This window comes from Pseudomonas sp. Fl4BN1, from assembly GCF_009908285.1.
GTDB lineage: Bacteria > Pseudomonadota > Gammaproteobacteria > Pseudomonadales > Pseudomonadaceae > Aquipseudomonas.
In genome coordinates, this window is sequence record NZ_JAAARM010000001.1 from 254,392 (window position 1) to 278,869 (window position 24,478).

Genomic DNA, 24,478 nt, shown 5'->3' on the forward strand with positions numbered 1-24,478 from the left:
CTTACAGTTTTTTCAGCGGCAGATGCAGTTTGGCCGCCAGGGCCTGAGCCTCCAGGTGCCCGGCGGGGGCCAGCAAATGCAAGGTTGCGCCCTGGTCCCGAGCCATTTTCCGTGCCTCGTTCAGCAGTCGCTCGGCCACCCCGCGGCGCCGGGTGATCCTGCGGACGCAGAGTTGGGACAGGTGCCAGCCATCCGAGTGCCGTTGCAGGCGCGCGGCGCCCAGCAAGCGATCATTGAAGCGGGCGGTGAGCAGCTCGCCTTCGCGCAGGCCGCTGTCGATCAGGTCCTGAGCGTCGCGCTGGGGCGCAAACAGCCAGTCCGGGGCGTCCTGGTAAATCTTCTGCAGGTCTTGCTGGTCCTGATAACTGGCGTTGCGCAGTGATTCGACAAGAATGGGCATGGGATTTCCTGTTTGGGGGGCCTTGGCTTGGGCCTTCGCCGGCAGGCCGGCTCCTGCGGGAGTAGCGTTTTCAGCTAGGTGCCGGCTTGCCGGCGAACAGGGCCGACTGCAGGCTCAGGTCAGCACTTTGGCGAGGCCGGGCGAAGCAGACGCGGCAAAAAAGGTCATAGCAGTCTGGTTTTTTAGCGCGTCGCAAATGGTAACCTCTCGCGGTTCGTTCGTCCTTCTGCGACTTAATGTCGCGCCTGCCAAAATGGAGCTTTACTCAATAAAACGACCGCGCCTGCGTGCCAAGGTCGTCGCAGAGGAGTGGCCGATGAACAATTCTAATAATTGGGGGAAACATCCATGAGCACTAGCATCGCGTCCGCCAGTTCGGCCGCTCAGCCAGCGTTCTTGTCCAAAGAACGCATCATCGCCAAGCCCGGTTTCAACCGTTGGCTGGTACCGCCGGCCGCGCTGGCCATTCACCTGTGCATCGGCATGGCCTACGGTTTCTCGGTGTTCTGGCTGCCACTGTCCAAGGCCCTGGGCATCGGCGCGCCGGTGGCTTGCGCACCGGACATGAGCTTTGTCGCGCAGATATTTTCATCCCAGTGTGACTGGCCGATCTCCATGCTTGGCTGGATCTACACCCTGTTTTTCATCTTCCTCGGCTGCTCGGCGGCGATCTGGGGTGGCTGGCTGGAACATGCCGGTCCACGCAAGGCTGGTGTGGTCTCGGCCCTGTGCTGGTGTGGCGGTCTGCTGATCTCCGCGCTGGGGATCTACACCCACCAGATCTGGTTGATGTGGACCGGCTCGGGGGTGATCGGCGGTATCGGCTTGGGGCTGGGCTACATCTCCCCGGTGTCGACCCTGATCAAGTGGTTCCCGGACAAGCGCGGCATGGCTACCGGCATGGCGATCATGGGTTTCGGCGGTGGCGCCATGGTTGGCGCGCCCCTGGCGGCAGCGCTGATGGGCCACTTCGCGACCCCTACCAGCGTTGGCGTGTGGCAGAGCTTCCTGGTGATGGCGGCGATCTACTTCGTGTTCATGATCGGTGGCGCCCTGGCCTATCGGGTTCCGCCTACCGGCTGGAAGCCTGAGGGCTGGAATGCACCGGCGAAGAAAACCGCCAATGCGATGATCACTCACCGCCATGTGCATGTGAACGTGGCCTGGAAGACCCCGCAGTTCCGCCTGGTGTGGCTGGTGCTGTGCCTCAACGTGTCGGCGGGTATCGGCATTCTCGGCATGGCCTCGCCACTGCTGCAGGAAGTCTTTGCCGGCAAGTTGTTGGGCAATAGCCTGACCTTCAGTCAACTGGATGCCGGGCAACTGGCGCAGATTGCCGCGATCGCCGCCGGTTTCACCGGACTGTTGAGCCTGTTCAACATTGGTGGGCGGTTCTTCTGGGCGTCGTTCTCCGACTACCTGGGACGCAAGAACACCTACTTTGTGTTCTTCGCCCTGGGCTTTGCCCTGTATGCGCTGATTCCGAACCTCGGCCACTTGGGCAATATCGCCCTGTTCGTGGCGGCGTTCTGCATCATCCTGTCGATGTACGGCGGCGGTTTTGCCACCGTGCCGGCGTATCTGGCGGACCTGTTCGGTACGCAGATGGTGGGGGCGATCCACGGCCGCCTGCTGACGGCCTGGGCGGCGGCCGGGGTGCTGGGCCCGGTACTGGTGAACTACCTGCGTGAGTACCAGCTGAGCATCGGTGTCGAGCGTGCGGCTGCTTACGACATCACCTTGTACATCCTCGCCGGCCTGCTGGTGCTGGGGTTCCTGTGCAACTTGCTGGTACGTCCGGTGGCGGACAAGTACTTCATGACCGACGAGCAACTGGCCGCTGAACAGGCCCTGGGCCACGACAAAGGTGCTGACAGCAGTGTCGTGCTGGAGTGGAAAGCTTCGTCCGCGAGCCTGCCGGTGGTGATCGCCGCCTGGTTGGCGGTGGGCATTCCCCTGGCGTGGGGCGTGTGGGTCACCCTGCAAAAGACCGCGGTGCTGTTTCACTGAGTCAATGTCTGAGGTTCACGGAACAGGGCGCATGCGCCCTGTTCTGCGTTCTGGCCACCGCAGATGACTGCTTGTCATGACAGGTATAGCCCCGGAGCCATTGGCTGGCGCTTGTCTGGATATTGTCCGACGTGTTTCTGTTTAGCCGTCCTCGGGCCTATACTATTCGCCTTTTTCGCCCAATGATTTTGCGGAGCTGGTGATGGCCGAACGTAAGGCATCTGTCGAGCGCGACACTCTGGAAACCCAGATCAAAGCCTCGATCAACCTGGATGGCACCGGAAAGGCCCGATTCGATATCGGCGTGCCCTTCCTTGAGCACATGCTGGACCAGATCGCCCGGCACGGGCTGATCGACCTGGACATCGAAAGCAAGGGCGACCTGCATATCGACGACCACCACACCGTGGAGGATGTCGGTATCACCCTCGGCCAGGCTTTCGCCAAAGCCATCGGCGACAAGAAAGGCATTCGTCGCTACGGTCACGCCTATGTGCCCCTCGATGAAGCCCTGTCTCGTGTGGTGATCGACTTCTCCGGCCGCCCCGGCCTGCAGATGCACGTGCCTTTCACCCGCGCCACCGTTGGCGGTTTCGACGTTGACCTGTTCCAGGAGTTCTTCCAGGGCTTCGTCAACCACGCGTTGGTCAGCCTGCACATCGACACTCTGCGTGGCACCAACACCCACCACCAGATCGAAACCGTGTTCAAGGCCTTCGGCCGCGCGCTGCGCATGGCCGTCGAGCTGGATGAGCGTATGGCCGGCCAGATGCCGTCGACCAAGGGCGTGCTGTAATGCAGACCGTCGCCGTTATCGACTACGGCATGGGCAACCTGCACTCGGTGGCCAAGGCCCTGGAGCACGTGGGTGCCGGCAAGGTCCTGATCACCAGCGATGCCAGTGTGATTCGTGAAGCCGACCGGGTGGTGTTTCCCGGCGTCGGCGCGATCCGCGATTGCATGGCCGAGATCCGTCGCCTGGGCTTCGACACCCTGGTGCGCGAAGTCAGCCAGGACCGTCCCTTCCTGGGCATTTGTGTGGGCATGCAAGCCCTGCTGGACCACAGCGAAGAGAACGCTGGCGTCGACTGCATCGGCCTGTTCCCGGGCCAGGTGAAGTTCTTCGGCAAGGGCCTGATCGAGGATGGCGAGCACCTCAAGGTGCCGCACATGGGCTGGAACGAAGTGCAGCAGGCGGTGGAACACCCGCTGTGGCACAACATTCCGGACCTGGCGCGCTTCTACTTCGTGCACAGTTACTACATCGCGGCCGGCAATGCCCGGCAGGTGGTGGGTAGTGGTCACTATGGCGTGGACTTCGCTGCGGCGTTGGCCGACGGCTCGCGTTTCGCCGTGCAGTTCCACCCGGAGAAGAGCCATACCCATGGCCTGCAGTTACTGCAGAACTTCGCCGCCTGGGACGGTCGCTGGTAAATGGCGATCAAGAAATCCAAGCCGCCGATCCTGACCCTCACCACCGAACAGGAGAGTGAGGCGACACACAAGATCAAGCGCTTCATGGAAGACCGCTTCGAACTCGATCTGGGTTCGTTCGAAGCAGCGGAGATTCTTGAGCTGTTTACCCGTGAAATTGCTCCGCACTATTACAACAGGGCGATTTTCGATGTGCAGACGCACCTCAAAGAGAGGTTCGAGAGCATCGAAAGCGACCTGTGGGCGCTCGAGAAAAACTGATTTTCGAGTGAAGCTGAACAATCGAATTTGAAGGTTTGCCAGATGCTGATTATTCCCGCTATCGATCTTAAAGACGGTGCCTGTGTACGTCTGCGCCAGGGCCGCATGGAAGATTCCACGGTGTTCTCCGATGACCCGGTGAGCATGGCTGCCAAGTGGGTTGAGGGGGGCTGCCGTCGTCTGCATCTGGTGGACCTGAACGGTGCCTTTGAAGGCCAGCCGGTCAACGGCGAGGTGGTCACCGCGATCGCCAAGCGCTACCCCAACCTGCCGATCCAGATCGGTGGCGGTATCCGTTCCCTGGAAACCATCGAGCACTACGTCAAGGCTGGCGTCAGCTACGTGATCATCGGCACTAAAGCGGTGAAAGATCCGGCCTTCGTCGCCGAAGCCTGCCGCGCGTTTCCGGGCAAGGTGATTGTTGGCCTGGACGCCAAGGATGGTTTTGTCGCCACCGACGGCTGGGCTGAAATCAGCACCGTGCAGGTGATCGACCTGGCCAAGCAGTTCGAAGCTGACGGCGTGTCCGCCATCGTTTATACCGACATCGCCAAAGACGGCATGATGCAGGGCTGCAACGTACCCTTCACCGCAGCCCTGGCGGCGGCCACCAAGATTCCGGTGATCGCTTCCGGCGGTATCCACAACCTGGGTGATATCAAGGCCCTGCTGGATGCCAAGGCTCCGGGAATCATCGGCGCCATTACCGGGCGCGCGATCTACGAAGGCACTCTCGACGTCGCAGAAGCCCAGGCTTTCTGCGATTCGTATCCAGGCTGAGGACTCGTCATGGCATTGGCCAAACGCATCATCCCTTGCCTGGACGTGGACAACGGCCGGGTGGTCAAGGGCGTCAAGTTCGAGAACATCCGTGACGCCGGCGACCCGGTGGAAATCGCCCGTCGTTATGACGAGCAGGGCGCTGACGAGATTACTTTTCTCGACATCACCGCCAGCGTCGACGGGCGCGACACCACGCTGCATACCGTCGAGCGCATGGCCAGCCAGGTGTTCATCCCGCTGACCGTGGGCGGTGGCGTGCGTACCGTGCAGGACATCCGCAACCTGCTCAATGCCGGCGCGGACAAGGTCTCGATCAACACCGCTGCGGTGTTCAACCCCGAGTTCGTTGGCGAAGCGGCGCAGCATTTCGGTTCCCAGTGCATCGTGGTTGCCATCGACGCGAAGAAGGTCTCCGGCCCGGGTGAAATTCCGCGTTGGGAAATCTTCACCCACGGCGGGCGCAAGCCCACGGGGCTGGACGCAGTGGAATGGGCAAAGAAGATGGAAGGCCTGGGGGCCGGCGAGATCCTGCTCACCAGCATGGACCAGGACGGCATGAAGAACGGCTTTGACCTGGGCGTGACCCGGGCCATCAGCGATGCATTGGGCATTCCAGTGATCGCCTCCGGCGGTGTCGGCAATCTCCAGCATCTGGCCGACGGCATCATTGAAGGCCACGCCAGCGCAGTGCTGGCGGCGAGCATCTTCCACTTCGGTGAGTACACGGTTCCCGAGGCCAAGGCTTACATGGCCCAGCGCGGGATTGTTGTGCGATAGCCACTGGACAGCATGGCGGGCTCACGGCACTCTTGAGCACGCCATGGATTCCGGTAGCCCGTTATGCTCAAACGTCTTCTTGTGGTTGTTGCCAGCGCCTCGTTCCTCCTTGGCGGTATTGCCCGCGCCGCTGAAACCGCCGACACCTCCCTGGTGTTGCTGACAGAAAACTTCCCCCCCTACAACATGGCCAAGAACGGCAAGAACTTCGCTCAGGGCGAAAATATCGACGGCATCGCCGTGGATATCGTCCGCGAAATGTTCAAGCGTGCCGGAATCAATTACAGCCTGACCCTGCGCTTTCCCTGGGAACGCATCTACAAGCTGGCCCTGAAGCAACCGGGCTATGGGGTGTTTGTCATGGCGCGCCTGCCGGACCGCGAACCGCTGTTCAAGTGGGTCGGACCTATCGGTCCGGATGACTGGATCATGCTGGCCAAGGGTGACAGCAAGATCAACCTCCAATCCCTGGAGCAGGCGCGCAAGTACAAGATCGGCGCCTACAAGGGCGATGCGATTGCCGAAACCCTGACCAAGCAGGGGCTGGCGCCGCAAGTGGTACTGCGCGATCAGGACAACGCCAGGAAGCTGGTGGCTGGGCAGATCGATCTGTGGGCCACCGGCGACCCGGCCGGCCGCTACCTGGCCAAGCAGGAAGGCATCGGCGGCCTCAAGACCGTGCTGCGTTTCAACAGCGCCGAGCTGTACCTGGCCTTGAACAAGGACGTGTCCGACGAGGTAGTGGCCAAGCTCCAGGCGGCCCTGGACGAGATGCGCAAAGAAGGGCTGGTGGAAGAGATCATGGGGCGCTATCTCTAAACGCTTGGTTGGCAGGCCAGTACCTACAAAGCCCCAGCAGGAACTGGCCTAACGATACACACCATCCTTGCCATGCCCGGCCATGGCCTTGTTGCTGCGCAGGCTGATCATCGACTTGATATCAATCCACTCGATGCCCTGGGCCTTGAGCTTGGGCAACTCGCGCTCGAGCACCGCCAGGCTCTGCGGATAGGGATGGCCGATGATCACCACCGACCCTTGCTTGTGGGCCAGCTTGATGGCGGTCTGCAACTGCTGGGCAATCGCCGTTTCGGTGCGCTCGTCGTCGAGGAACACGTCCCGGGAAACACTGGCCAGGCCGATCTTCTGCGCCTCGGCGGCAGCCACGGTCTGCGCGCTGGTGCGGCTGTCGACGAAGAACTTGTGGCGCCGTTGCAACTCACCCATCAACCAGGCCATGGCTTGCGGCTGGGCGGTCATGCGGCTGCCCATATGGTTGTTGATGCCACTGGTGTAGGGCACGACCTGGAAGGCCGCCTCCAGGCGTTTTTGCAGCTCTTCGATGGGTAGGTCGGGGTGCCAGGCGAAAGGCCCGGTGGCTGGGTCCATGGGCATGTGCAGCATGACGATCTTGCCAGCGCGGTGGGCCTCGCGGGCGAATTCGCCAGCGTGGGGGGTGTCGGGCATGATCGCCGTGGTCACCGGGCCGGGCAGGGCCAGTACGCGGCGGTCACGGGGCAAATTCTGGCCGAGGTCGTCGATGATCAGGCTCAGGTAGGCCTTGGGTGCAGCGGCTGTGGGTTCGGCGGCTTGGCTCGCAAGGGGCAAGAGGCACAGCAGGCTGAGCAGCGGGGCCCGGAATGAGCGGAACAGGGGGGAGCAGCGGGAAATCATCGGATCGGGATCAGGCCTTTAGGGGGGATGGGCGCCCTGGCGGGCGCTTCGCTGGCGAGCCAGCTCCTACACAAGCCAGCTCCTGTAGGAGCCGGCTTGCCGGCGAAGGGTTCAATCATTTGCCGCGGGTGATGCTCAACCCTTTGAGCAGGCTCAGGGCCTGGGCCAACTGGTAGTCGTCATCCTGCGGCATCGGCTTGGCCTTGCCCGTCGAACTGCTCGGTTTGTCGGCGCCGCCGTTGCCGTTGCCCAGGTGGCCCTGGAGGTCGGCTTCCTTGAAGTACTCGCCGTCCTGAGCTTCGCTGGTGATCTTGGCGCGACGCACTTCGATGTCCGGGACAATGCCCTGGGCCTGGATCGAGCGCCCGTTGGGAGTGAAGTACAACGCAGTGGTGATCTTCAGTGCACGGTCGTTGTTCAGCGGCAGCACGGTCTGCACCGAGCCCTTGCCGAAGCTGGTGGTGCCCATCAGCACCGCGCGTTTCTGGTCCTGCAGGGCGCCGGCGACGATTTCCGAGGCCGAGGCGCTGCCGCCGTTGATCAGCACTACCATCGGCACGGCTTCGCTTTCGTCCTTGCCGGTGGCGGAGAAGCGCAGCTCGGAGTTGGCGATGCGGCCCTTGGTGTAGACGATCAGGCCCTTGGTGATGAAGTGGTCGACCACTTCCACCGCCGCCTGCAGCACGCCGCCCGGGTTGTTACGCAGGTCGAGGACGATGCCGTTGAGCTTCTTGCCGTTGTCCTTGCGCAGCTTGGCCAGGGCCTTGGAGACTTCCTCGCCGGTCTTGACCTGGAACTGGGTAATGCGGATGTAGCCGTAGCCCGATTCCAGCAGCTGGCTCTTCACGCTTTTGACCTGGATGGTGGCGCGGGCCAGGGTCACGTCGAACGGTGTACCGCCGTCGCGTACCAGGGTCAGGGTGATCTTCTGGCCGATCTTGCCGCGCATCTTGTCCACGGCTTCGGTCATGGTCTGGCCGCGGGTCGGCTGGCCGTTGATCTTGACGATCAGGTCGCCGGCCTGGATCCCGGCCTTGGACGCCGGAGTGTCGTCGATCGGCGAGACCACCTTGATGAAGCCGTCTTCGGCGCCGACTTCGATACCCAGGCCGCCGAATTCGCCGCTGGTGCTTTCCTGCAGTTCGGCAAAGTCTTCCGGCCCCAGGTAGGCCGAGTGCGGATCAAGGTTGCTGAGCATGCCCTTGATCGCATTTTCCAGTAGGGTCTTGTCGTCGACAGGTTCGACATACGCGGCCTTGATGCGGTCCATGACCTCGGCAAAGGTGCGCAGTTCTTCCAGCGGCAAGGGCGCCTTGGTGGTCGCGGCGGTGGCCGATTGAGCGGTTTCGGCGGCAAACGCCAGTGGCGCTCCGATCACCAGGGCGATCGTCAGGGCCAGCGAGGTAAGGCGGGACAAATGCAGCATGTCGAACGAACTCCTAATTTAGATGCAGCGCTTATCCTTGCGCGTGGCACCACTGTGCCGGGTCGCTGGGGCGGCCCTGCTGACGAATAGCAAAGTACAGCGCAGGAGTGTCCTGTCCGCCACTATTACCCACTGTGGAGATGGACTCTCCGGCCTTGACCACATCGCCGGCTTCTTTAAGCAGCGTCTGATTGTGTCCATAGAGACTCAGGTAACCGTTGCCGTGATCGAGGATCACCAGCAGGCCGGCGCCCCGCAGCCAGTCGGCAAACACCACCCGGCCGCCGTGCACGGCGTGCACCTGGCTGCCGGCGGTGGCGCTGATCATCACCCCGTCCCATTTGGAACGGGAGTCGTCGCCACGGGTTTCACCAAAGCGTGCCAGCAGTCGACCATCAACGGGCCATGGAAGTTTTCCCCGGGATGAAGCAAAAGCCCCGCCGTAGGAGGGGCCGCTGCTCGAGACCAGGGCACCAGGGCTTGATCTGACTGGCTTGCGCGGCTCATCGCTGGTGTTGGCCTGGGCCTCACGTAAACGCTTTTTTTCGGCTTCCTGCTGGGCGATCAGCGCTTTCTGGCGCGCTTCCTCTGCCTCGCGGGCCTGGCGTGCCAGGGTTTCCTCAATGGTTTTCAGGACTTTGCCCAGGTCGGCTTGGTCCTGTTCACGCGCCTTGAGCTTGTCGTCGCGGGCCTTGACGTCGTTGTTGAGCTTGGCCAAGGCCAGTTGACGTTCCTTGCGGACCTTGTCGAGTTCTTCACGCTGGGTGTCGAGGCTGCTTTTCTGCACCAGCAACTGGGCTTGCTGCAGGGAAATGTCTTTTTCCACATTGGCCAGTTGGCGCAGGGTCTCGTTGAAATTCTTCAGCTGCTCCAGGCGGGCCTGGCTCAGGTAGTCGTAATAAGTGAGGGTGCGGGCGAATTTTTCCGGATTCTGCTGGTTGAGCAGTAGCTTGAGGTATTCCTGGCGCCCGTTCTGATAGGCCGCGCGGGCCTGGATGGCGATCAGTCGTTGCTGTTCAGTGCGCGCGCTCTGGAGTTTTTTTTTCTCCTCATCGAGGCGCTGCAGCTCGGATTCGCTTTTCTTCAGCTCTTTTTGCAGGGCTTCGACCTGTTTCTCCAGCTTGCCCATCTCGGTCTCGGTGCCGCGCAGTTCTTTCTGCACGCCGGACTTTTCTTCCTGCAGCTTGCCCAGCAGCTTCTTCAGCTCGGTAATGTCCTGACGCGTGGCGTCCAACTGTTGTTGGGTTTGCGCGCGCTCGTCGGCAAAGGCCGGTTGGAGCAGGCAGGTCAGAGCAAGGGCAATCAGGGCGCGAAGCATAGAGGCGGGCGACACCAGGGAAAGGGACGGCCTAGTATGCCCGCCCATCGCTGCAAAAAAAACGCCTCAAAGCCAACTGCTTTGAGGCGTTCGTCATAAAAAGCCGTTTCCGGGCCGTTATTGGGCCTTTTGCTATCAGAGCAGGGACTGTTACTGCCGCGGGCGGTGATCCAGTCCGGCCTGTTGTCTTGCCTGGGTAGCGGCTGATCGCGGGCGGTATCAGCCGTGGGCGAGCGTCTTGTCTGGATGTTGTGCGGATGATGCGCCGGTTTCCGATACGGATGGTTCTTCGAGTGCCTGGCGGTCTTGCCGCGTGCGCAGTACGACGATGCCCGGGATGTTCTGGACATACTCCATGAAAGGTGCGTCCATGACCTCGCGGTACATCTTCTTGGAAGATGCATTGCGCAGCACGGGGCCGGCGGCGGTTTGGATGAAGAGCCCGGTATGGGTGACGTCCAGGCCCGGAAGGTGGGTGTAGATGCCAATGTAGTCGCCGGTCTTGAGGCGGCTGAGCAACTTCTCGTCAATCGACGAACTGGGTATGTAGGTAATGTCGCGCTCGACCAGGGGCAGGCCTGGCAGGTAAAGATCCCCGTCAGCCTTTTGATTGAGCTTTTTAGTCACGGTCACTGAGTGGGCGCTCAGTTGTGCAGTCAGATCATTGGTCAGCGGTTGTCCGGCATACGCCCAGTCCGTGAAGAAGTGCCGGCGGTTGGCAAACTGGACATCGGTGTTCACGTAGCGGGTCTGGATGAGGTTCTTGATGAAGCTGTCCTGGTCGGTGGATTTACGCAATGTCTCGACGTAATCCATATAGGTGAAGCAATCCAGGCCCCTGAAGTCGACAACCAGCTTCTCTGCCATGCTCGCCGAGCCCTGCAACATGTCCGCTGCATAAGGTGTATGCATGAACTCGCGGGAGATCTGCTCGCTCAGTTGTCCTGGCTGGTCGGCTCCGAGCTGGTTGCGGACCTTGAGCAGGGCGGTGAGTTTTTCGGCGGTGTAGGTGTCCATCTCTAGCTGGGTGCGCTGATCCTCGAGCGCACCCACTTCGGCTTGGGTCTTGTGTTCGACGTGGGTCGGGTTTGCGCAGCCTGCCAGGACAGAGGCTAAAAAAAATACGGCGGCCTTGTTCATTCGATTTCTCCATGCTGCCATTAAATGGAATTGATAATTATTACCATTTATAAGGCGATGTTGCAGAACGCGCTATCTGAATTTGCTCATCAGAGGGAGACACTGCGGGGGGATTAGTGTTCCAGGGGGCGATGGATACTGTCACAGCGGGTACTTGCATTGCACGCCGCGGGTCTGTGTCAGGCGTTGGTCTCGTTGCCCATCAGGCAGGACTGATGCACAAACGCCCGACACGGTGTATCGGGCGTTTGCGCAGGCAACAGGGGGCAACCTGCTTCAGTCTCAGGCGTCCAGCAGGATCGACTTGCCGGTCATTTCCTTGGGTTGTGCCAGGCCCAGCAGCTTGAGCATGGTCGGTGCCACATCCGCCAGAACCCCGCCCTCTCGGACTTTCAGCGGGCGCTTGCCGACATAGATGAAGGGCACCGGCTCAGTGGTGTGAGCCGTATGGGCCTGACCAGTGGACTCGTCGGACATCTGCTCGACGTTGCCGTGGTCGGCGGTGATCAGCGCTTCGCCGCCGACCTTGTCCAGGGCGTCGACAATGCGTCCGACGCACAGGTCCAGGCATTCCACAGCTTTCACCGCGGCTTCGAACACACCGCTGTGGCCGACCATGTCGCCGTTGGCGTAGTTGACGATGATCACGTCGTAACGCTGGTGCTCGATGGCATCGACGATCTTGTCGGTGACTTCCGGAGCGCTCATTTCCGGCTGCAGGTCATAGGTGGCGACTTTCGGCGACGGGATCAGGATGCGCTCTTCCCCCGGGAACGGCTCTTCACGGCCACCGGAGAAGAAGAAGGTCACGTGGGCGTATTTCTCGGTTTCGGCGATGCGCAGCTGGGTCTTGCCGTTTTTCGCCAGATAATCGCCCAGCACGTTTTCCAGGCTGCCCGGGGCAAAGGCCGACGGCGCGGGGATGCTGGCGGCGTACTGGGTGAGCATGACGAACCCGGCCAGTTTCGGCTGGCGCGCACGCTCGAAGTCCTTGAAGTCATTTTCGACGAACACCCGAGTCAGTTCGCGGGCACGGTCGGCGCGGAAGTTCATGAACACCACGGCGTCGCCGTCTTCGACCTTGACCGGCTCACCGATGGTGGTGGCCTTGACGAATTCGTCGCTCTCATCGCGGGCATAGGCGGCTTGCAGGCCTTCTTGGGCGGTGGCGGCGTTGAATTGCCCCTGGCCATCGACGATCAGGTTGTAGGCCTGGGCCACGCGGTCCCAGCGATTGTCGCGGTCCATGGCGAAGTAGCGACCCACCAGGCTGGCGATCCGGCCCTTGCCCAGGGCCTTGAAGGTTTCGTCCAGCAGTTCGATGGACGACTGGGCGCTTCTCGGCGGGGTGTCACGGCCGTCGAGGAAGGCGTGCAGGTAGATCTTCTCGGCGCCGCGCTTGAAGGCCAGTTCGGCCATGGCCACCAGGTGGTCCTGGTGGCTGTGCACGCCACCGTCGGACAGCAGGCCGAGGATGTGCACCGCCTTGCCGGCGGCCACGGCTTTATCCACGGCAGCGCAGATAGTCGGGTTTTCGAAGAACTCACCGTCGCGGATGGACTTGGTCACCCGGGTGAAGTCCTGGTACACCACGCGACCGGCCCCCAGGTTCATGTGGCCGACTTCAGAGTTGCCCATCTGCCCGTCCGGCAGGCCGACGTCCATGCCCGAGCCCGAGATCAGGCCGTTGGGCATGCTCGCGCACAAACGGTCCAGGACTGGCTTCTTGGCCGCATAGACGGCGTTGGATTCGTGGCTCTCGCTGTGACCGAAGCCATCCAGAATCATCAGGACCAAAGGTTTAGGCGTGGTAGTCATGGCGTCCACTCGTGGCTGGATAGGAAAGTAATGAAAAGAGAGGTGTTGAAAAAGGGAGTGGCAGTTTAAAGCGAAGTTCCGACGGCGTCACCGCCGGGCGGGGTTTGGCCGACCCGGAGGGCTGTGTATACTGGCCGACATTTTAACGCCCTGGAACCTCCTAGATGGTTGCTCACCTGATTCAATTCGCCACTGAACACTACTTGCTCGCCGGTGCCTTCGCTATCCTGCTGGCGCTATTGATCGCCCATGAATTGAGCCGCGGCGGCCGCAGCCTCAGCACCCGTGAACTGACCGCACTGGTCAATGGTGAGCAGGGCGTGGTGATCGACCTTCGCCCTTCCAAGGACTTCGCTGCCGGCCACATCGTCGGCGCGCTGAACATTCCCCAGGACAAGCTGATGTCGCGCGTCGGCGAGCTGGAGAAGCACAAGGCCAAGACCATCATCCTGGTGGATGCCCAAGGCCAGCACGCCGGCACCCACGCCCGTGAGCTGATGAAATCCGGTTTCACCGCGGCCAAGCTGTCCGGTGGTATTGCCAGCTGGAAAGCCGATAACCTGCCATTGGTGAAGTAATGTCCACGGTCATCGTCTACTCCAGTGATTACTGCCCTTACTGCTCGCGGGCCAAGCATCTGCTCACGAGCAAAGGCGTAGCCTTCGAAGAGATCAAGGTCGATGGCAAGCCGCAGGTGCGCGCCGATATGGCCCAGAAGGCCGGACGCACGTCCGTGCCGCAGATCTGGATCGGTGCCACCCACGTAGGTGGTTGTGATGATTTGTTTGCCCTGGAGCGCGTCGGCAAGCTCGACACGCTGTTGGCGGCCTGAAATTCCTAACCCTATAGACCTAAAGATCAAGAAGGATCTGAGATGACTGACCAACAGAACACTGCTGCTGCCGAAGACGAAAGCGCACCGCAATTCTCCCTGCAGCGCATCTACGTGCGTGACCTGTCCTTCGAAGCGCCGAAAAGCCCGGCGATCTTCCGCCAGCAGTGGGAGCCAAGCGTCGGCCTGGACCTGAACACCCGCCAGAAAGCCCTGGAAACCGACTTCCACGAAGTCGTGCTGACCCTGTCGGTGACCGTGAAGAACGGCGACGAAGTGGCCTTCATCGCTGAAGTGCAACAAGCCGGTATCTTCCTGATCAAGAACCTGGATGAGGCTTCGATGAGCCACACCCTGGGTGCCTTCTGCCCGAACATCCTGTTCCCTTACGCTCGCGAAGCGCTGGACAGCCTGGTGACCCGTGGTTCGTTCCCGGCGTTGATGCTGGCTCCGGTGAACTTCGACGCGCTGTACGCCCAGGAGCTGCAACGCATGCAGTCCGCTGGCGAGAACACCGTTCAATAAGAGCGTCGCCCGAGCATGAAAAAAGCGCCTGTAATGGCGCTTTTTTCATGCACGGGCGAAACCTGTAGGAGCGGGCTTGCCCGCGAATCTCCGGGCCTTACTTGAAGCCCAGTTGCCGCCAGCCTTCATAAACCGCCACCGCCACGGTGTTGGACAGGTTGAGGCTGCGGCAGCCTTCGCGCATCGGCAGGCGCAGGCGCTGTTCGCCGGGCAGGGCGTCCAGCACGTCCGCTGGCAGGCCGCGGCTTTCCGGGCCGAACAGGAAGGCGTCGCCTTCCTCGAAGCTGGCATCATGAAACGGCCGCGAGCCCTTGGTAGTGAAGGCAAACAGGCGCGGTTGGCCGAGGCTCTCCAGGCAGCTGGCGAGGTCGGCATGGCGTTGCAGGGTGGCATATTCGTGGTAGTCGAGGCCGGCGCGGCGCAGGCGCTTGTCGTCCATGTCGAAACCCAGCGGCTCGATCAAATGCAGGTGGCAGCCGCTGTTGGCGCACAGCCTGATAACGTTGCCGGTATTCGGCGGAATTTCTGGTTGAAAGAGGATGACGTGAAACATGCACGGCTCCGAAGAGAAAGACAGGCTGCATTCTACGCCTGAAGAGTACTCGCGACCGAAGCTAATGCTGCGGGTGTTCGGCTCCCTGGCGATTGTCGGGGTGATGGTGGGGCTGATGATCGGTCGCCTGACCCAGTCCGATCCTGTGGAGCTGCAGCAGGTCGAAATCGCACCTGACGGGCTGGTGGTTTGGTTCAACCAGGAACCCAAGGTTCACGGTGAGCACATCGACGGTACCGTGGCGCTGCTGTTCGATGCCCAGGGACATGCGCAGCACGGCCAATTGCAGGTCAACCAGAGGAATGTGAACTGGCGTGTCCGCCTGGCGGACCAGGGCTTGCTGCTGAACCTGGTGGCCGCCCGCGCGCTGCGCGGTGAATGGCGCGGAGGCGAGGTCGACGGGCGCTGGCGCCTGGAGATCCACCTGCGGGAGGAATAAAAGAGGGAAACCCCGGCCTGCCTGTACCAAGGCCCCCAAAAGCGGGAGGGGCCAATTGCCTCAGGGGCAATCAGTCCCGGTGTAAAGAGGGGAATTCCCGGCCTGCCTGTACCAGGGTCCCCGAAAGCGTGGCCCAGCGCGATGCGCGTGATGGGCCGGGTATTAAAGAGGGAAGCCCCAGCCTGCCTGTACTGAGGTTCCCGAAACCTTGGGCCCGTCGCGATGCGCGTGATGGGCCGGGTGTTAAAGAGGGAATTCCCGGCCTGCCTGTACCAGGGTTCCCGAAAACATGGCCGGTCACGGTGTGCGTGAAGGGCCGGCTATTAAAGAGGGAAGTCCCAGCCTGCCTGTACTGGGGTTCCCGAAACCTTGGGCTCGTCGCCATGCGTGCCGAGCTCGGTGTTAAAGAGGGGAATCCCCGGCCTGCCTGTACCAAGGTCCCCGAAACTGGGTAGTGACAGGGTTATTGCAGGTGGCGTGCCAGTTTTCGCCGCAGAGGCGTTCATGGGTTGAATAAAAAGCCGAAAGCCCCGTAATCCGGGGCTTTTGCGTTTTCGAAGCGGAGATTTTCGCAAGTGAAACCTGAAGCCGGACTGCCGCACCGGTGCCTTCGGGCAGTGCATGCAGCCCATCCTGGTGCACGCTTGACCTTGTTGTAGGAGCCGGCTTGCCGGCGAAAGCGCCTGTCAGCGCGTTGCAAGGGTCAAGGGCTTCTTCGCTGGCAAGCCAGCTCCTACGCAGGGGGGAGGGCTCAGCCTTCCTCGCTTTCGTCCTCGTCGCCGCCGTCGACCTTCATCCCCAGTTCCTTGATCTTGCGGGTCAGGGTATTGCGTCCCCAACCCAGCAGCACCGCCGCGTCACGGCGACGGCCGGCGGTGTGCTTGAGGGCGGTCTCGATCATGATCCGCTCGAAGCTTGGCACCGCACTGTCCAGCAGGCTCGATTGCCCACGGGCCAGGGCCTGGTCGGCCCATTGGCGCAGGGCCTGTTCCCAGTTGGTCACCGGCGCCGAGTCCTGAGGCAGGCTCAGCAGTTCCGGCGGCAGGTCACTGATATGCACCTCGCGCCCGGAGGCCATCACGGTGATCCAGCGGCAGGTGTTCTCCAGCTGGCGCACGTTGCCCGGCCACGGCAGGTTTTTCAGGTACTCCTCGGTTTCGCTCTTCAGCAGCTTGGGCTCCACCGCCAGCTCCTGCGCCGCACGGCTGAGGAAGTGTCGGGCCAGGGTCGGGATGTCTTCGCGACGGTCCGACAGGCGCGGGATATGAATGCGGATCACGTTGAGGCGGTGGAACAGGTCCTCGCGGAACTTGCCAGCGTGGACCAGGGTTTCCAGGTTCTGGTGGGTCGCGGCGATGATGCGCACGTCGACCTTGACCGGGGTGTGGCCGCCGACTCGGTAGAACTCGCCGTCGGCCAGTACCCGCAACAGGCGGGTCTGGGTTTCCGCCGGCATGTCGCCGATCTCGTCGAGGAACAGGGTGCCACCGTCGGCTTGCTCGAAGCGCCCACGCCGCAGGTTGGCTGCGCCGGTGAATGCGCCTTTTTCATGGCCGAACAGCTCGGACTCCATCAGATCCTTGGGAATCGCCGCCATGTTCAGGGCAATGAACGGCGAGGCCGCCCGAGGGCTGTGGCGGTGCAGGGCGTGGGCCACCAGCTCTTTGCCGGTGCCGGATTCGCCATTGATCAATACGGTGATGTTGGAGTGGCTGAGACGCCCAATGGCCCGGAACACCTCCTGCATCGCCGGTGCTTCACCGATGATTTCCGGGGTGCGGGTCAGGGTCGGTGGCACTTCCAGGCCTTGTTGCTCCTGGGCGTGCTGATTGGCGCGCTTGACCAGCGACACCGCCTCGTCGACATCGAAGGGCTTGGGCAGGTATTCGAAGGCCCCGCCCTGATAGGAGGCGACAGCGCTGTCCAGGTCGGAGTGCGCCGTCATGATGATCACCGGCAGGCGCGGATGCTGTTCGCGAATCCGCGCCAGCAGGTCGAGACCGCTGGCGCCAGGCATGCGAATGTCGGAAATGATCACGTCCGGCGCTTGGCGGGCCAGGCGGCTCATCACCCCGTCGGCACTGTCGAAGCTCTGGGTGGTCATCCCTTCCTGTTGCAGGGCTTTTTCCAGGACCCAACGGATAGAACGGTCGTCATCGACGATCCACACGGTTTCACTACGGCTCATGTCGATGGGGCTCCTTGTTCCAGAGGCAGAAAGATCGAGAAGGTGGTGTGGCCGGGATGGCTGTCACATTCGATCAGGCCCTGGTGCTGGCTGATGATGTTCTGGGTAATGGCCAGGCCCAGCCCGGTACCGTCCGGACGGCCGCTGACCATGGGGAAGAAGAGCGTGTCCTGCAGCTCGGCGGGAATGCCCGGGCCGTTGTCGATGATCTCGATCTTGGTCACCAGGCGATGGCGCACATGGCCGATGGTGAACTGGCGCATGGCGCGGCTGCGCAGGGTGATGCGCCCCAGGCGCAGTTCATTCTGGCTGCTGATGGCCTGCATGGCGTTGCGCACGATATTGAGCACTGCCTGGATCATCTGTTCGCGGTCGATCAGCACGTCGGGAATGCTCGGGTCGTAGTCCCGGACCAGGGTGATGCAACCCTGGCTTTCGGCTTCCACCAGGCTGCTGACGCGCTCCAGTACCTCATGGATATTGGTCAGTGCCAGGGACGGCAGCTTGTTCGAGCCGAGCATGCGGTCCACCAGGTTACGCAGACGGTCGGCTTCTTCGATGATGACGTTGGTGTAGTCCTTGAGGCTCTCTTCCGGCAGCTCTCGGGCCAATAACTGAGCGGCGCCGCGAATGCCTCCCAGGGGGTTCTTGATCTCATGGGCCAGGCCGCGCACCAGCATCTTGCTGGTCTCCTGCTTGGACAGCTGGGCCTCTTCCTTGGTGATCCGCAGCAAACGGTCCCGGGGGTGGACTTCCAGCAGCAACAAGGTGTCGCCATTGCTGAGGATCGGCGTCACCGCATAGTCGACGGTCAGGGTCTGGCCGGTCAGGGCGGTGAGCATGGCCTCGCGCTTGGTGAAGGGGTGCGCCTGTTCCACGGCCTGGCGCAGGGAGCTCAGGGCTTCGGCCGACTCGGTGAACAGCTCACTGATGAATTGCCCATGGCTGCGCTGGCCGCTGATGGCCAGGAGCATTTCCGCCGCCGGGTTCATGTACTCAAGGCGCAGGTCGGCATTGAGCAGGATGGTGGCAGTGGTCAGGTTGTCCAGAAGCAGACGGTGCAGTGGATCGCTGATGGTCATGGGTAAATGTTGACCTCTTTTGAAGCAAGGCAAGACCGGAACTGAACCCGGATTGCGCGCACGGGTTAAGCACTGATGTGGAGAAAATGCAAAAACCAAACCAAGGCTCCGAAAAGAAGCGCTCAAGCCCTGAAACAGGCGTTTGAAGCCCGCTTGCGTGGCGTTTTGCCAGCTCTGTTGAGTATTTTCGAACCAAAATGGGCTGGCAATGACCCGCGAGTGCAAGTTGTTGCACCAATATAGTGCATGATCTTGAGTGGTGCTTGCCCAGTGCACCGAGGCCTCGGAATCAACGCCCGTTTTTCAGCGGCAGTTGGCAAGGCGCAGGTTTAGAGTGCTCGAACCTGATGCTTCAAGGTTTAGGATACGGCCATGGAAAACCCCGCTCTGCTGTTCCAGCTCCCAGACGATGACACCCTTTACCAGGCGCTTCTGGACCGTGATCCGGCCTACGAGGGGTTTGCCTTTGTCGGAGTGAAAAGCACCGGCGTGTTTTGCCGCCTGACCTGTGCCGCGCGCAAACCCAAGCGCGAGAACAGCGTGTTTTTCAGTTCGATCAAGGGCTGTGTCGAAGCGGGATTCCGGGCCTGCCTGCGTTGCCGTCCCCTGGAGCGGGCCGGGGTCCAGGAGCCTTGGGTGCAGACCCTGCTTGAACAGCTGGAGAACAACGCCGAACGCCGTTGGTACGAGGATGACCTGATCCGCCTGGGGCTGGATCCGTCCACCGTGCGTCGCGCGTTCAAGCGTTACTTCGGGGTGACCTTCCTGGAAATGGCCCGCCTGCGGCGTATCGGCCAGGGCATGCAGCAGCTGTCTTCAGGGGAGTCGGTGATCGAGGCGCAGATCAGTGCCGGCTTTGACTCCGACAGCGGTTTTCGTCGTGCATTCAGTCGTCTGGCGGGTCAGCCGCCATCGAACCTGCGGGGACGCGAGCTACTCAAGGTGGATTGGCTGCAGACCCCCATCGGCGTGATGCTGGCGGTGGCTGACGCTCAGGTCCTGCATCTGCTGGAGTTCTTCGATCGGCCGGCCTTGGCGAGTGAGTTGCAGCACCTGCAGAAGAACAGCGGCTCGACCATCGGCTTCGGGCGTTTTGCCCCGATCGATCAGATTGAAGTCGAACTGCGTAGCTATTTCGCTGGTGAGTCAGTCCACTTCGCCACGCCGTTGGCGATGAATGCCTCGCCCTTTACCCGCACGGTCTGGCAAGCCTTGCGCGCCATTCCCCTGGGCAGCACCTGTAGCTATGCCGAGGTGGCGAACCAGATCGGTTCGCCGTCTGCGGTGCGTGCAGTGGCCCGGGCCAATGGTGCCAACCAGATCTCCATCGTCATTGCCTGCCATCGGGTCATTGGCGCCGATGGCTCCCTGACCGGCTACGGCGGCGGCCTGTGGCGCAAGCGCTGGCTGCTGGAGCATGAGCGGCGCACGCTCCAGGCCCTGCTTGAGAAACAGGCCGTGGCCTGAGGGATTCAGCGTGCGGGTTGCAGCTCGCTTTCTGCGGCTGTTTGCTGGCTGCTGGCGTCGTTATCCACAGGACGTAGCAGGGGCGTGTGGTCCTGCGCCTGTCGAGCCAGTTCGTCGGCGTCCGCCTGCTCTGCGGTGGACAGCTCGGCGGCGTTGTGGCCGATGCGCTTGAGCAGCGCCAGCATGCACACCAGCGAGACCAGGGTGTAGCAGGCCGAGGCGATGGCCACGCCGACGATGCTGCCGGTGCTGTTGAGAATGCTCTGGGCCAGCACCGGGGTGGCGCCTCCTACCAATAGCGAGCACAACTGATAGGAGATCGACAGCCCGCTGTAGCGCACCCGGGTCGGAAAGGCCCGGGCCAGGATGCCGCCCACCGCGCCATAGAACATCGAGTGCGGCACCGTGGCCAGGCACATGCCGAGCACGGCGATCCAGTAGTTGCCGGTCTCCACGGCGAAGAACATCGCCGGCATCAGCAGCAACTCCGGCACCACCATCAGCACCATCGCCTTGCGCATGTCGATGCGCGAAACCAGCACCGCGCCGAGGGGTTGGGTGATGAACTGCACCACCAGGGCGATGACGATCACACTGAGGAAACTGCCTTGGGAGTAGCCCAGTTCCTTGGTGGCCCAGGACAGGGCAAAGGTGCTCTTGAAATAGGTCACGTGGATGATCGGCAGCACGCCGGCGCCCAGCAGCACTAACCGCCAGTGATCGCGCAGCACTTCGAGAATCGGCAGCTTGACGGTCTTCTTCTGCTCGATCAGGCGCTTCATGTCATCAGACTCTTCGAGCTTGAGGCGAATGACCATGCCGACAATCACCAGCAGCGCCGACAGCAGGAAGGGAATGCGCCAGCCCCAGAGCAGAAAGTCCGGCGTGGGCAGGGCGCTGAGGCCGAAGAACACCAGGGTCGCCAGCAGGTTGCCGGCCGGGGAGCCTTGTTGGGCAAAGGCGGCATACAGGATGCCCTTGCCCTTGGGCGCGCTTTCGCTGGCGATCAGGATCGCCCCGCCCCATTCGCCGCCCACCGCGATGCCCTGGATGATCCGCAGCGTCACCAGGGCAATCGGCGCCCAGATGCCGACCTGCAGGTAGCTGGGCAGCAGGCCGATGCAGGTGGTGGCCACGCCCATCATGATCAGGGTGATTACCAGGGTGGTCTTGCGGCCGATCTTGTCGCCCATGTGGCCGAAGATGATGCCGCCGATGGGGCGGGCGATGAACCCGGCCCATAGGGTCAGGAAGGACAGCAGGGTGGCGGTGCCGGGAGGCAGGTCGGCGGGGAAGAACACTTTGCCGAACACCAGGGCGGCGGCGATCCCGTAGGCGTAGAAGTCATACCACTCGATGGTGGTGCCGATGAACGAGGCGATGCCCGCCTTGCGGGCTTTCTGGTGGGCGGCAGCTTCCTGGGCGGCGGTCATGTTCAACTCCTGCTTGTTATTGTTATGTGCGCCTGCGCCGGGTGCATGGCTTCGTGCACGGTCCGGCCGCTGGAGCCTATACAGGCGGGAATCGAAAAATATAATGATTAAATCTTATGGTTTGATACGTGATTTAGTATCGCGGCGCAGGGCTCAACTGCCCGTGGTTGTGGGTTGCAGCAAAGACTTGAACATCGCCAGGAAACTCTTGGCAGCGGCTGAGGGTTGGCCCGCCGGATGGATCGCCAGGATCTCGGAAGGGGCGCCGCTGCCTTCGATCTCGCAGTAACGCACGCCAGCCTGGCCGAGCATGGCCAGGGTCTGGGGTACCAGCGCCACCCCCATCTCATGCACCACCATCGCCACCACCGTTTGCCAGAGCCGGGTCTCATGGCGGATGCGCGGGCTGAAGCCGGCGGCCACGCAGCGGGCGATGATCAGGTCGTGGTAGTGCGGTGAGACCTCTCGCGGAAACAGGATGAAATCATCGTTGGCCAACAGCACCAGGTCGATTCGCGTCTGCTGTGCCAGTCGGTGGTTCAGGGGCAGGCAACAGAGGAAGGGTTCGGCCAGCAGCGGTTCGCTGTGGATACCGGCGGCGAAGGTGCCGCCGTGGACGAAGCCGATATCGATCTGGCCGCGTTGCAGGGCCTGGGCCTGATCGGCGCTGTTCATTTCCATCAGCACGATCTCGGTGTCCGGGTGATCGCGTTCGAAGGCCTTGACCGCCTGGGGCAGGCCGCGGTGCAGGATCGAGTTGACGAAGCCCACGCTCAGGCGCCCGGCAAAACCCTCGGCCGAGCGCTGGGTCAGGCGCCGAGCCTGGTCGGCCCGCAGCAGCAGGTAGCGCGCCTCGTTCAGCAGCACCTGGCCTGCGTTGGTCAGGCTCACGGACTTGTTGTTGCGATTGAGCAATTGGATATCCAGCTGCCCTTCCAGCTTCTTGATATCGAAACTCAGCGCCGGTTGCGAGATGCACAGGCGGGCTGCGGCGCGTCCGAAGTGCAGTTCTTCGGCGACCGCGACGAAGTAGCGCAGCTGTTTGAGGTCCATGATGAGCTCGGCTTCTACGATATTGTTTTCTTATCGTAGTTGATGAATTTTGTATTAGATACTTATCAATGGCGGCTCTAGTCTCGGCCTACAAAAATCAGGAGATGCGCCATGATCGCCGAGCCTCGCCCCACTGCAGACAGCCTGAATATCCCTGATAGCCGGGGCATCAACCTATTCGAATGTGATGCTGGCCTGGCCGCGTTGCTCAAGGTCTACCTGCCGTCGACGGTCTACCAGCAGTGGTTGCCCACCTTGCAGCGCCTGGGTGCTCGGGCTGGCGGTGAACTGGATGTGCTGGCCCTGTCCGCCGACAAGAACCCGCCGGTTCTGCAACCGCGCACCCGCCGTGGCGAGAACCTGCAAAGCATCGCCAAGCATCCAGACTACGTGGCCCTGGAACGAGTCGCCTACGCCGAACTGGGCCTGGCCGCCATGAGCCATCGCCCCGACAGCCCTGTGCCGTTGATCAAATATGCCCTGACCTATCTGTTCGTCCAGGCTGAATTCGGCCTGTGCTGCCCGGTCAGCATGACCGACTCCCTGACTCGCACTTTGCGCAAGTTCGGCGCACCGGAACTGGTGGAGCGCTACCTGCCGCAGTTGCAATCGCAGGATTTCGAGCAGCTGTTCCAAGGGGCGATGTTCATGACTGAACAGGCCGCTGGCTCCGATGTCTCGCGCACTGAAACCCGAGCCCGGCTGGAGGGCGGCCAATGGCGCCTGTTCGGGGAAAAGTGGTTCTGCTCCAACCCGGATGCCGACCTGGCCATGGTCCTGGCGCGCCCGGAAGACGCCCCAGAGGGCATGGCCGGGGTCAGTTTGTTCCTGCTGCCGAAAATCCTGGCGGATGGTTCGCGCAATCACTACCGGATCCAGCGCCTGAAGGACAAGCTGGGCAGCCGTTCCATGGCGAGCGGCGAGATTACCCTGGAAGGCGCTAGTGCCTACTTGATCGGTGAGGTCGGCCGCGGTTTCCAGCAGATGGCCGACATGATCAACATGTCACGGCTGTCCAACGGCGTGCGGGCGGCGGGATTGATGCGTCGCGGGCTTAATGAAGCGCTGTTCATCGCGCGCCAGCGCCGGGCCTTCGGCAAGCACCTGATAGAGATGCCGCTGATGCAGCGCCAGTTGCTGAAGATGATGCTGCCCACCGAACAGGCGCGCTCGATGTTCATGCAGATCGCCAGCTTGCTGCCCCGGGCCGATGGCGGTGACGACGCGGCGCGCAAGTGCGTGCGAATTCTCACGCCGCTGATCAAGTTCCGCGCTTGCCGGGATGCCCGACGGGTCACCGGCGATGCCATGGAAGTGCGCGGCGGGGTTGGCTACATCGAGGAGTGGAGCGATGCCCGGCTGGTGCGCGATGCACATTTGGGGTCGATCTGGGAGGGCACCAGCAACATCGTGGCCCTCGACATTGCCCGAGCGGTAACCCGTGAACAGGCACTGGAATCCTTGCAAGGCCATCTGGCCGGATTGTTGGCCGAAGCCGATTTGCCCGAGGCCAGCCGCCGGCAGTTCGACTCGGCCTTGCTGCGCACCGTGACCTGCTTTCATGCGGTGGCGCAACAACGCCGGGATGAGCAGGTGCGGCAGGCTGGCAGTGTGCTCTATCACCTGGCCAGTGCGATCTTCATGGCCTGGGAGGCCACGCGTCAGGCACCGGATTATCGCCGCCTGGCCCTGGCGCATCTGGTGCTGGTGCACAAGGTCTTGCCGCGCGATCCCCTGGGCCTGGAGCCCAGCATCGACGCCGGGCTGCTGGCGCGCCTGGCCAATGAAAGCCCGCTGTCGCAAGCCGAGGCCCTGCAGTTGCTGCCGGCCTGAATGGCCGGCCCTTTCCGATTTGCCGGAGTACA

At 62.1% G+C, this 24,478-nt stretch carries 24 protein-coding genes; 13 read left to right on the plus strand and 11 right to left on the minus strand.

The genetic code is table 11. The annotated features are described in order from the left end of the window. Position 1 precedes the first annotated feature (1 nt). Positions 2-400, minus strand: coding sequence for an acetyl-CoA sensor PanZ family protein (locus GV818_RS01155; RefSeq protein ID WP_161754358.1), 399 nt, complete (start codon positions 398-400; stop codon positions 2-4). A gap of 348 nt (positions 401-748) precedes the next feature. Between GV818_RS01155 and GV818_RS01160 the strand changes: the two genes are divergently transcribed. From GV818_RS01160 to GV818_RS01190, 7 genes are all read left to right on the plus strand, one after another. Further along, positions 749-2,410 (plus strand): OFA family MFS transporter, encoded by a 1,662-nt coding sequence (locus GV818_RS01160; RefSeq protein WP_161775663.1) that lies wholly within the window; start codon positions 749-751, stop codon positions 2,408-2,410. 202 nt (positions 2,411-2,612) lie between these two features. After that, a complete protein-coding gene (hisB, locus tag GV818_RS01165; protein WP_025128392.1) occupies positions 2,613-3,206 on the plus strand; it encodes an imidazoleglycerol-phosphate dehydratase HisB in 594 nt (197 codons plus the stop codon). Further along, positions 3,206-3,844 (plus strand): imidazole glycerol phosphate synthase subunit HisH, encoded by a 639-nt coding sequence (hisH, locus tag GV818_RS01170; RefSeq protein WP_161754362.1) that lies wholly within the window; start codon positions 3,206-3,208, stop codon positions 3,842-3,844. Before hisB ends, hisH begins: the two co-directional genes overlap by 1 nt. Next, a complete protein-coding gene (locus GV818_RS01175) occupies positions 3,845-4,105 on the plus strand; it encodes a DUF2164 domain-containing protein (RefSeq protein ID WP_123724143.1) in 261 nt (86 codons plus the stop codon). 42 nt (positions 4,106-4,147) lie between these two features. Continuing rightward, positions 4,148-4,885, plus strand: a complete 738-nt coding sequence (hisA, locus tag GV818_RS01180) for a 1-(5-phosphoribosyl)-5-[(5-phosphoribosylamino)methylideneamino]imidazole-4-carboxamide isomerase (RefSeq protein ID WP_161754364.1) — start codon at positions 4,148-4,150, stop codon at positions 4,883-4,885. Between the two features lie 9 nt (positions 4,886-4,894). Then, positions 4,895-5,665, plus strand: coding sequence for an imidazole glycerol phosphate synthase subunit HisF (hisF, locus tag GV818_RS01185; protein ID WP_161754366.1), 771 nt, complete (start codon positions 4,895-4,897; stop codon positions 5,663-5,665). Between the two features lie 63 nt (positions 5,666-5,728). Then, entirely contained in the window at positions 5,729-6,484 is a 756-nt protein-coding gene (locus tag GV818_RS01190; RefSeq protein ID WP_161754368.1) for a substrate-binding periplasmic protein, read from the plus strand. A 48-nt stretch (positions 6,485-6,532) separates the two neighbouring features. On the opposite strand, the gene GV818_RS01195 is transcribed toward GV818_RS01190, so the two are convergent. The 5 genes from GV818_RS01195 to gpmI all read right to left on the minus strand — a co-directional run bounded on the left by GV818_RS01195 (position 6,533) and on the right by gpmI (position 13,041). Beyond that, on the minus strand, positions 6,533-7,339 hold the full coding sequence (locus tag GV818_RS01195; protein ID WP_161754370.1) for a divergent polysaccharide deacetylase family protein: 807 nt from the start codon (positions 7,337-7,339) through the stop codon (positions 6,533-6,535). A 115-nt stretch (positions 7,340-7,454) separates the two neighbouring features. Further along, entirely contained in the window at positions 7,455-8,765 is a 1,311-nt protein-coding gene (locus tag GV818_RS01200; protein ID WP_161754372.1) for a S41 family peptidase, read from the minus strand. 31 nt (positions 8,766-8,796) lie between these two features. Beyond that, entirely contained in the window at positions 8,797-10,083 is a 1,287-nt protein-coding gene (locus GV818_RS01205; RefSeq protein WP_161754374.1) for a murein hydrolase activator EnvC family protein, read from the minus strand. A 219-nt stretch (positions 10,084-10,302) separates the two neighbouring features. Beyond that, the gene (locus GV818_RS01210) at positions 10,303-11,223 is read right to left on the minus strand and encodes a DUF1460 domain-containing protein (protein ID WP_161754376.1); all 921 of its coding nucleotides are present in this window, start codon (positions 11,221-11,223) and stop codon (positions 10,303-10,305) included. Positions 11,224-11,505: 282 nt separating this feature from the next. After that, positions 11,506-13,041: a 2,3-bisphosphoglycerate-independent phosphoglycerate mutase gene (gpmI, locus tag GV818_RS01215; RefSeq protein WP_161754378.1), complete on the minus strand. Its 1,536-nt coding sequence runs from the start codon at positions 13,039-13,041 to the stop codon at positions 11,506-11,508. A gap of 164 nt (positions 13,042-13,205) precedes the next feature. On the opposite strand from gpmI, the gene GV818_RS01220 reads away from it, so the two are divergent. Genes GV818_RS01220 through secB form a run of 3 tightly spaced genes read left to right on the plus strand, consistent with a single transcriptional unit; the run spans position 13,206 to position 14,398 of the window. Further along, the gene (locus GV818_RS01220) at positions 13,206-13,619 is read left to right on the plus strand and encodes a rhodanese-like domain-containing protein (protein WP_161754380.1); all 414 of its coding nucleotides are present in this window, start codon (positions 13,206-13,208) and stop codon (positions 13,617-13,619) included. Next, complete coding sequence (gene grxC, locus GV818_RS01225) at positions 13,619-13,873, plus strand: glutaredoxin 3 (protein ID WP_161754382.1); 255 nt, start codon at positions 13,619-13,621, stop codon at positions 13,871-13,873. The genes GV818_RS01220 and grxC overlap by 1 nt, the downstream gene beginning before the upstream one ends. Positions 13,874-13,915: 42 nt before the next feature. After that, positions 13,916-14,398, plus strand: coding sequence for a protein-export chaperone SecB (gene secB, locus GV818_RS01230; RefSeq protein ID WP_161754384.1), 483 nt, complete (start codon positions 13,916-13,918; stop codon positions 14,396-14,398). Between the two features lie 97 nt (positions 14,399-14,495). Here the strand turns inward: secB and GV818_RS01235 are convergent, their stop codons facing one another. Further along, positions 14,496-14,951, minus strand: a complete 456-nt coding sequence (locus tag GV818_RS01235; RefSeq protein WP_161754386.1) for a tRNA (cytidine(34)-2'-O)-methyltransferase — start codon at positions 14,949-14,951, stop codon at positions 14,496-14,498. Here GV818_RS01235 and GV818_RS01240 point away from each other — a divergent pair. Then, positions 14,950-15,390 (plus strand): hypothetical protein, encoded by a 441-nt coding sequence (locus tag GV818_RS01240; protein ID WP_161754388.1) that lies wholly within the window; start codon positions 14,950-14,952, stop codon positions 15,388-15,390. The genes GV818_RS01235 and GV818_RS01240 overlap by 2 nt on opposite strands. Before the next feature lie 751 nt (positions 15,391-16,141). On the opposite strand, the gene ntrC is transcribed toward GV818_RS01240, so the two are convergent. Together ntrC and glnL are read right to left on the minus strand one after the other, a co-directional pair. After that, the gene (gene ntrC, locus GV818_RS01245) at positions 16,142-17,578 is read right to left on the minus strand and encodes a nitrogen regulation protein NR(I) (protein WP_161754390.1); all 1,437 of its coding nucleotides are present in this window, start codon (positions 17,576-17,578) and stop codon (positions 16,142-16,144) included. After that, positions 17,575-18,660, minus strand: a complete 1,086-nt coding sequence (gene glnL / locus GV818_RS01250; protein ID WP_161754392.1) for a nitrogen regulation protein NR(II) — start codon at positions 18,658-18,660, stop codon at positions 17,575-17,577. The genes ntrC and glnL overlap by 4 nt, the downstream gene beginning before the upstream one ends. Before the next feature lie 372 nt (positions 18,661-19,032). Between glnL and GV818_RS01255 the strand changes: the two genes are divergently transcribed. Next, positions 19,033-20,127, plus strand: coding sequence for a bifunctional transcriptional activator/DNA repair enzyme AdaA (locus tag GV818_RS01255; RefSeq protein ID WP_161754394.1), 1,095 nt, complete (start codon positions 19,033-19,035; stop codon positions 20,125-20,127). Between the two features lie 5 nt (positions 20,128-20,132). Here GV818_RS01255 and GV818_RS01260 read toward each other — a convergent pair whose 3' ends face one another. Both GV818_RS01260 and GV818_RS01265 read right to left on the minus strand, forming a co-directional pair. Continuing rightward, positions 20,133-21,560, minus strand: coding sequence for an MFS transporter (locus tag GV818_RS01260; RefSeq protein WP_256679395.1), 1,428 nt, complete (start codon positions 21,558-21,560; stop codon positions 20,133-20,135). A gap of 153 nt (positions 21,561-21,713) precedes the next feature. Next, positions 21,714-22,613: a LysR family transcriptional regulator gene (locus GV818_RS01265; RefSeq protein WP_161775664.1), complete on the minus strand. Its 900-nt coding sequence runs from the start codon at positions 22,611-22,613 to the stop codon at positions 21,714-21,716. 111 nt (positions 22,614-22,724) lie between these two features. On the opposite strand from GV818_RS01265, the gene GV818_RS01270 reads away from it, so the two are divergent. Beyond that, positions 22,725-24,446: an acyl-CoA dehydrogenase family protein gene (locus GV818_RS01270; protein ID WP_161775665.1), complete on the plus strand. Its 1,722-nt coding sequence runs from the start codon at positions 22,725-22,727 to the stop codon at positions 24,444-24,446. Positions 24,447-24,478: the final 32 nt, after the last annotated feature.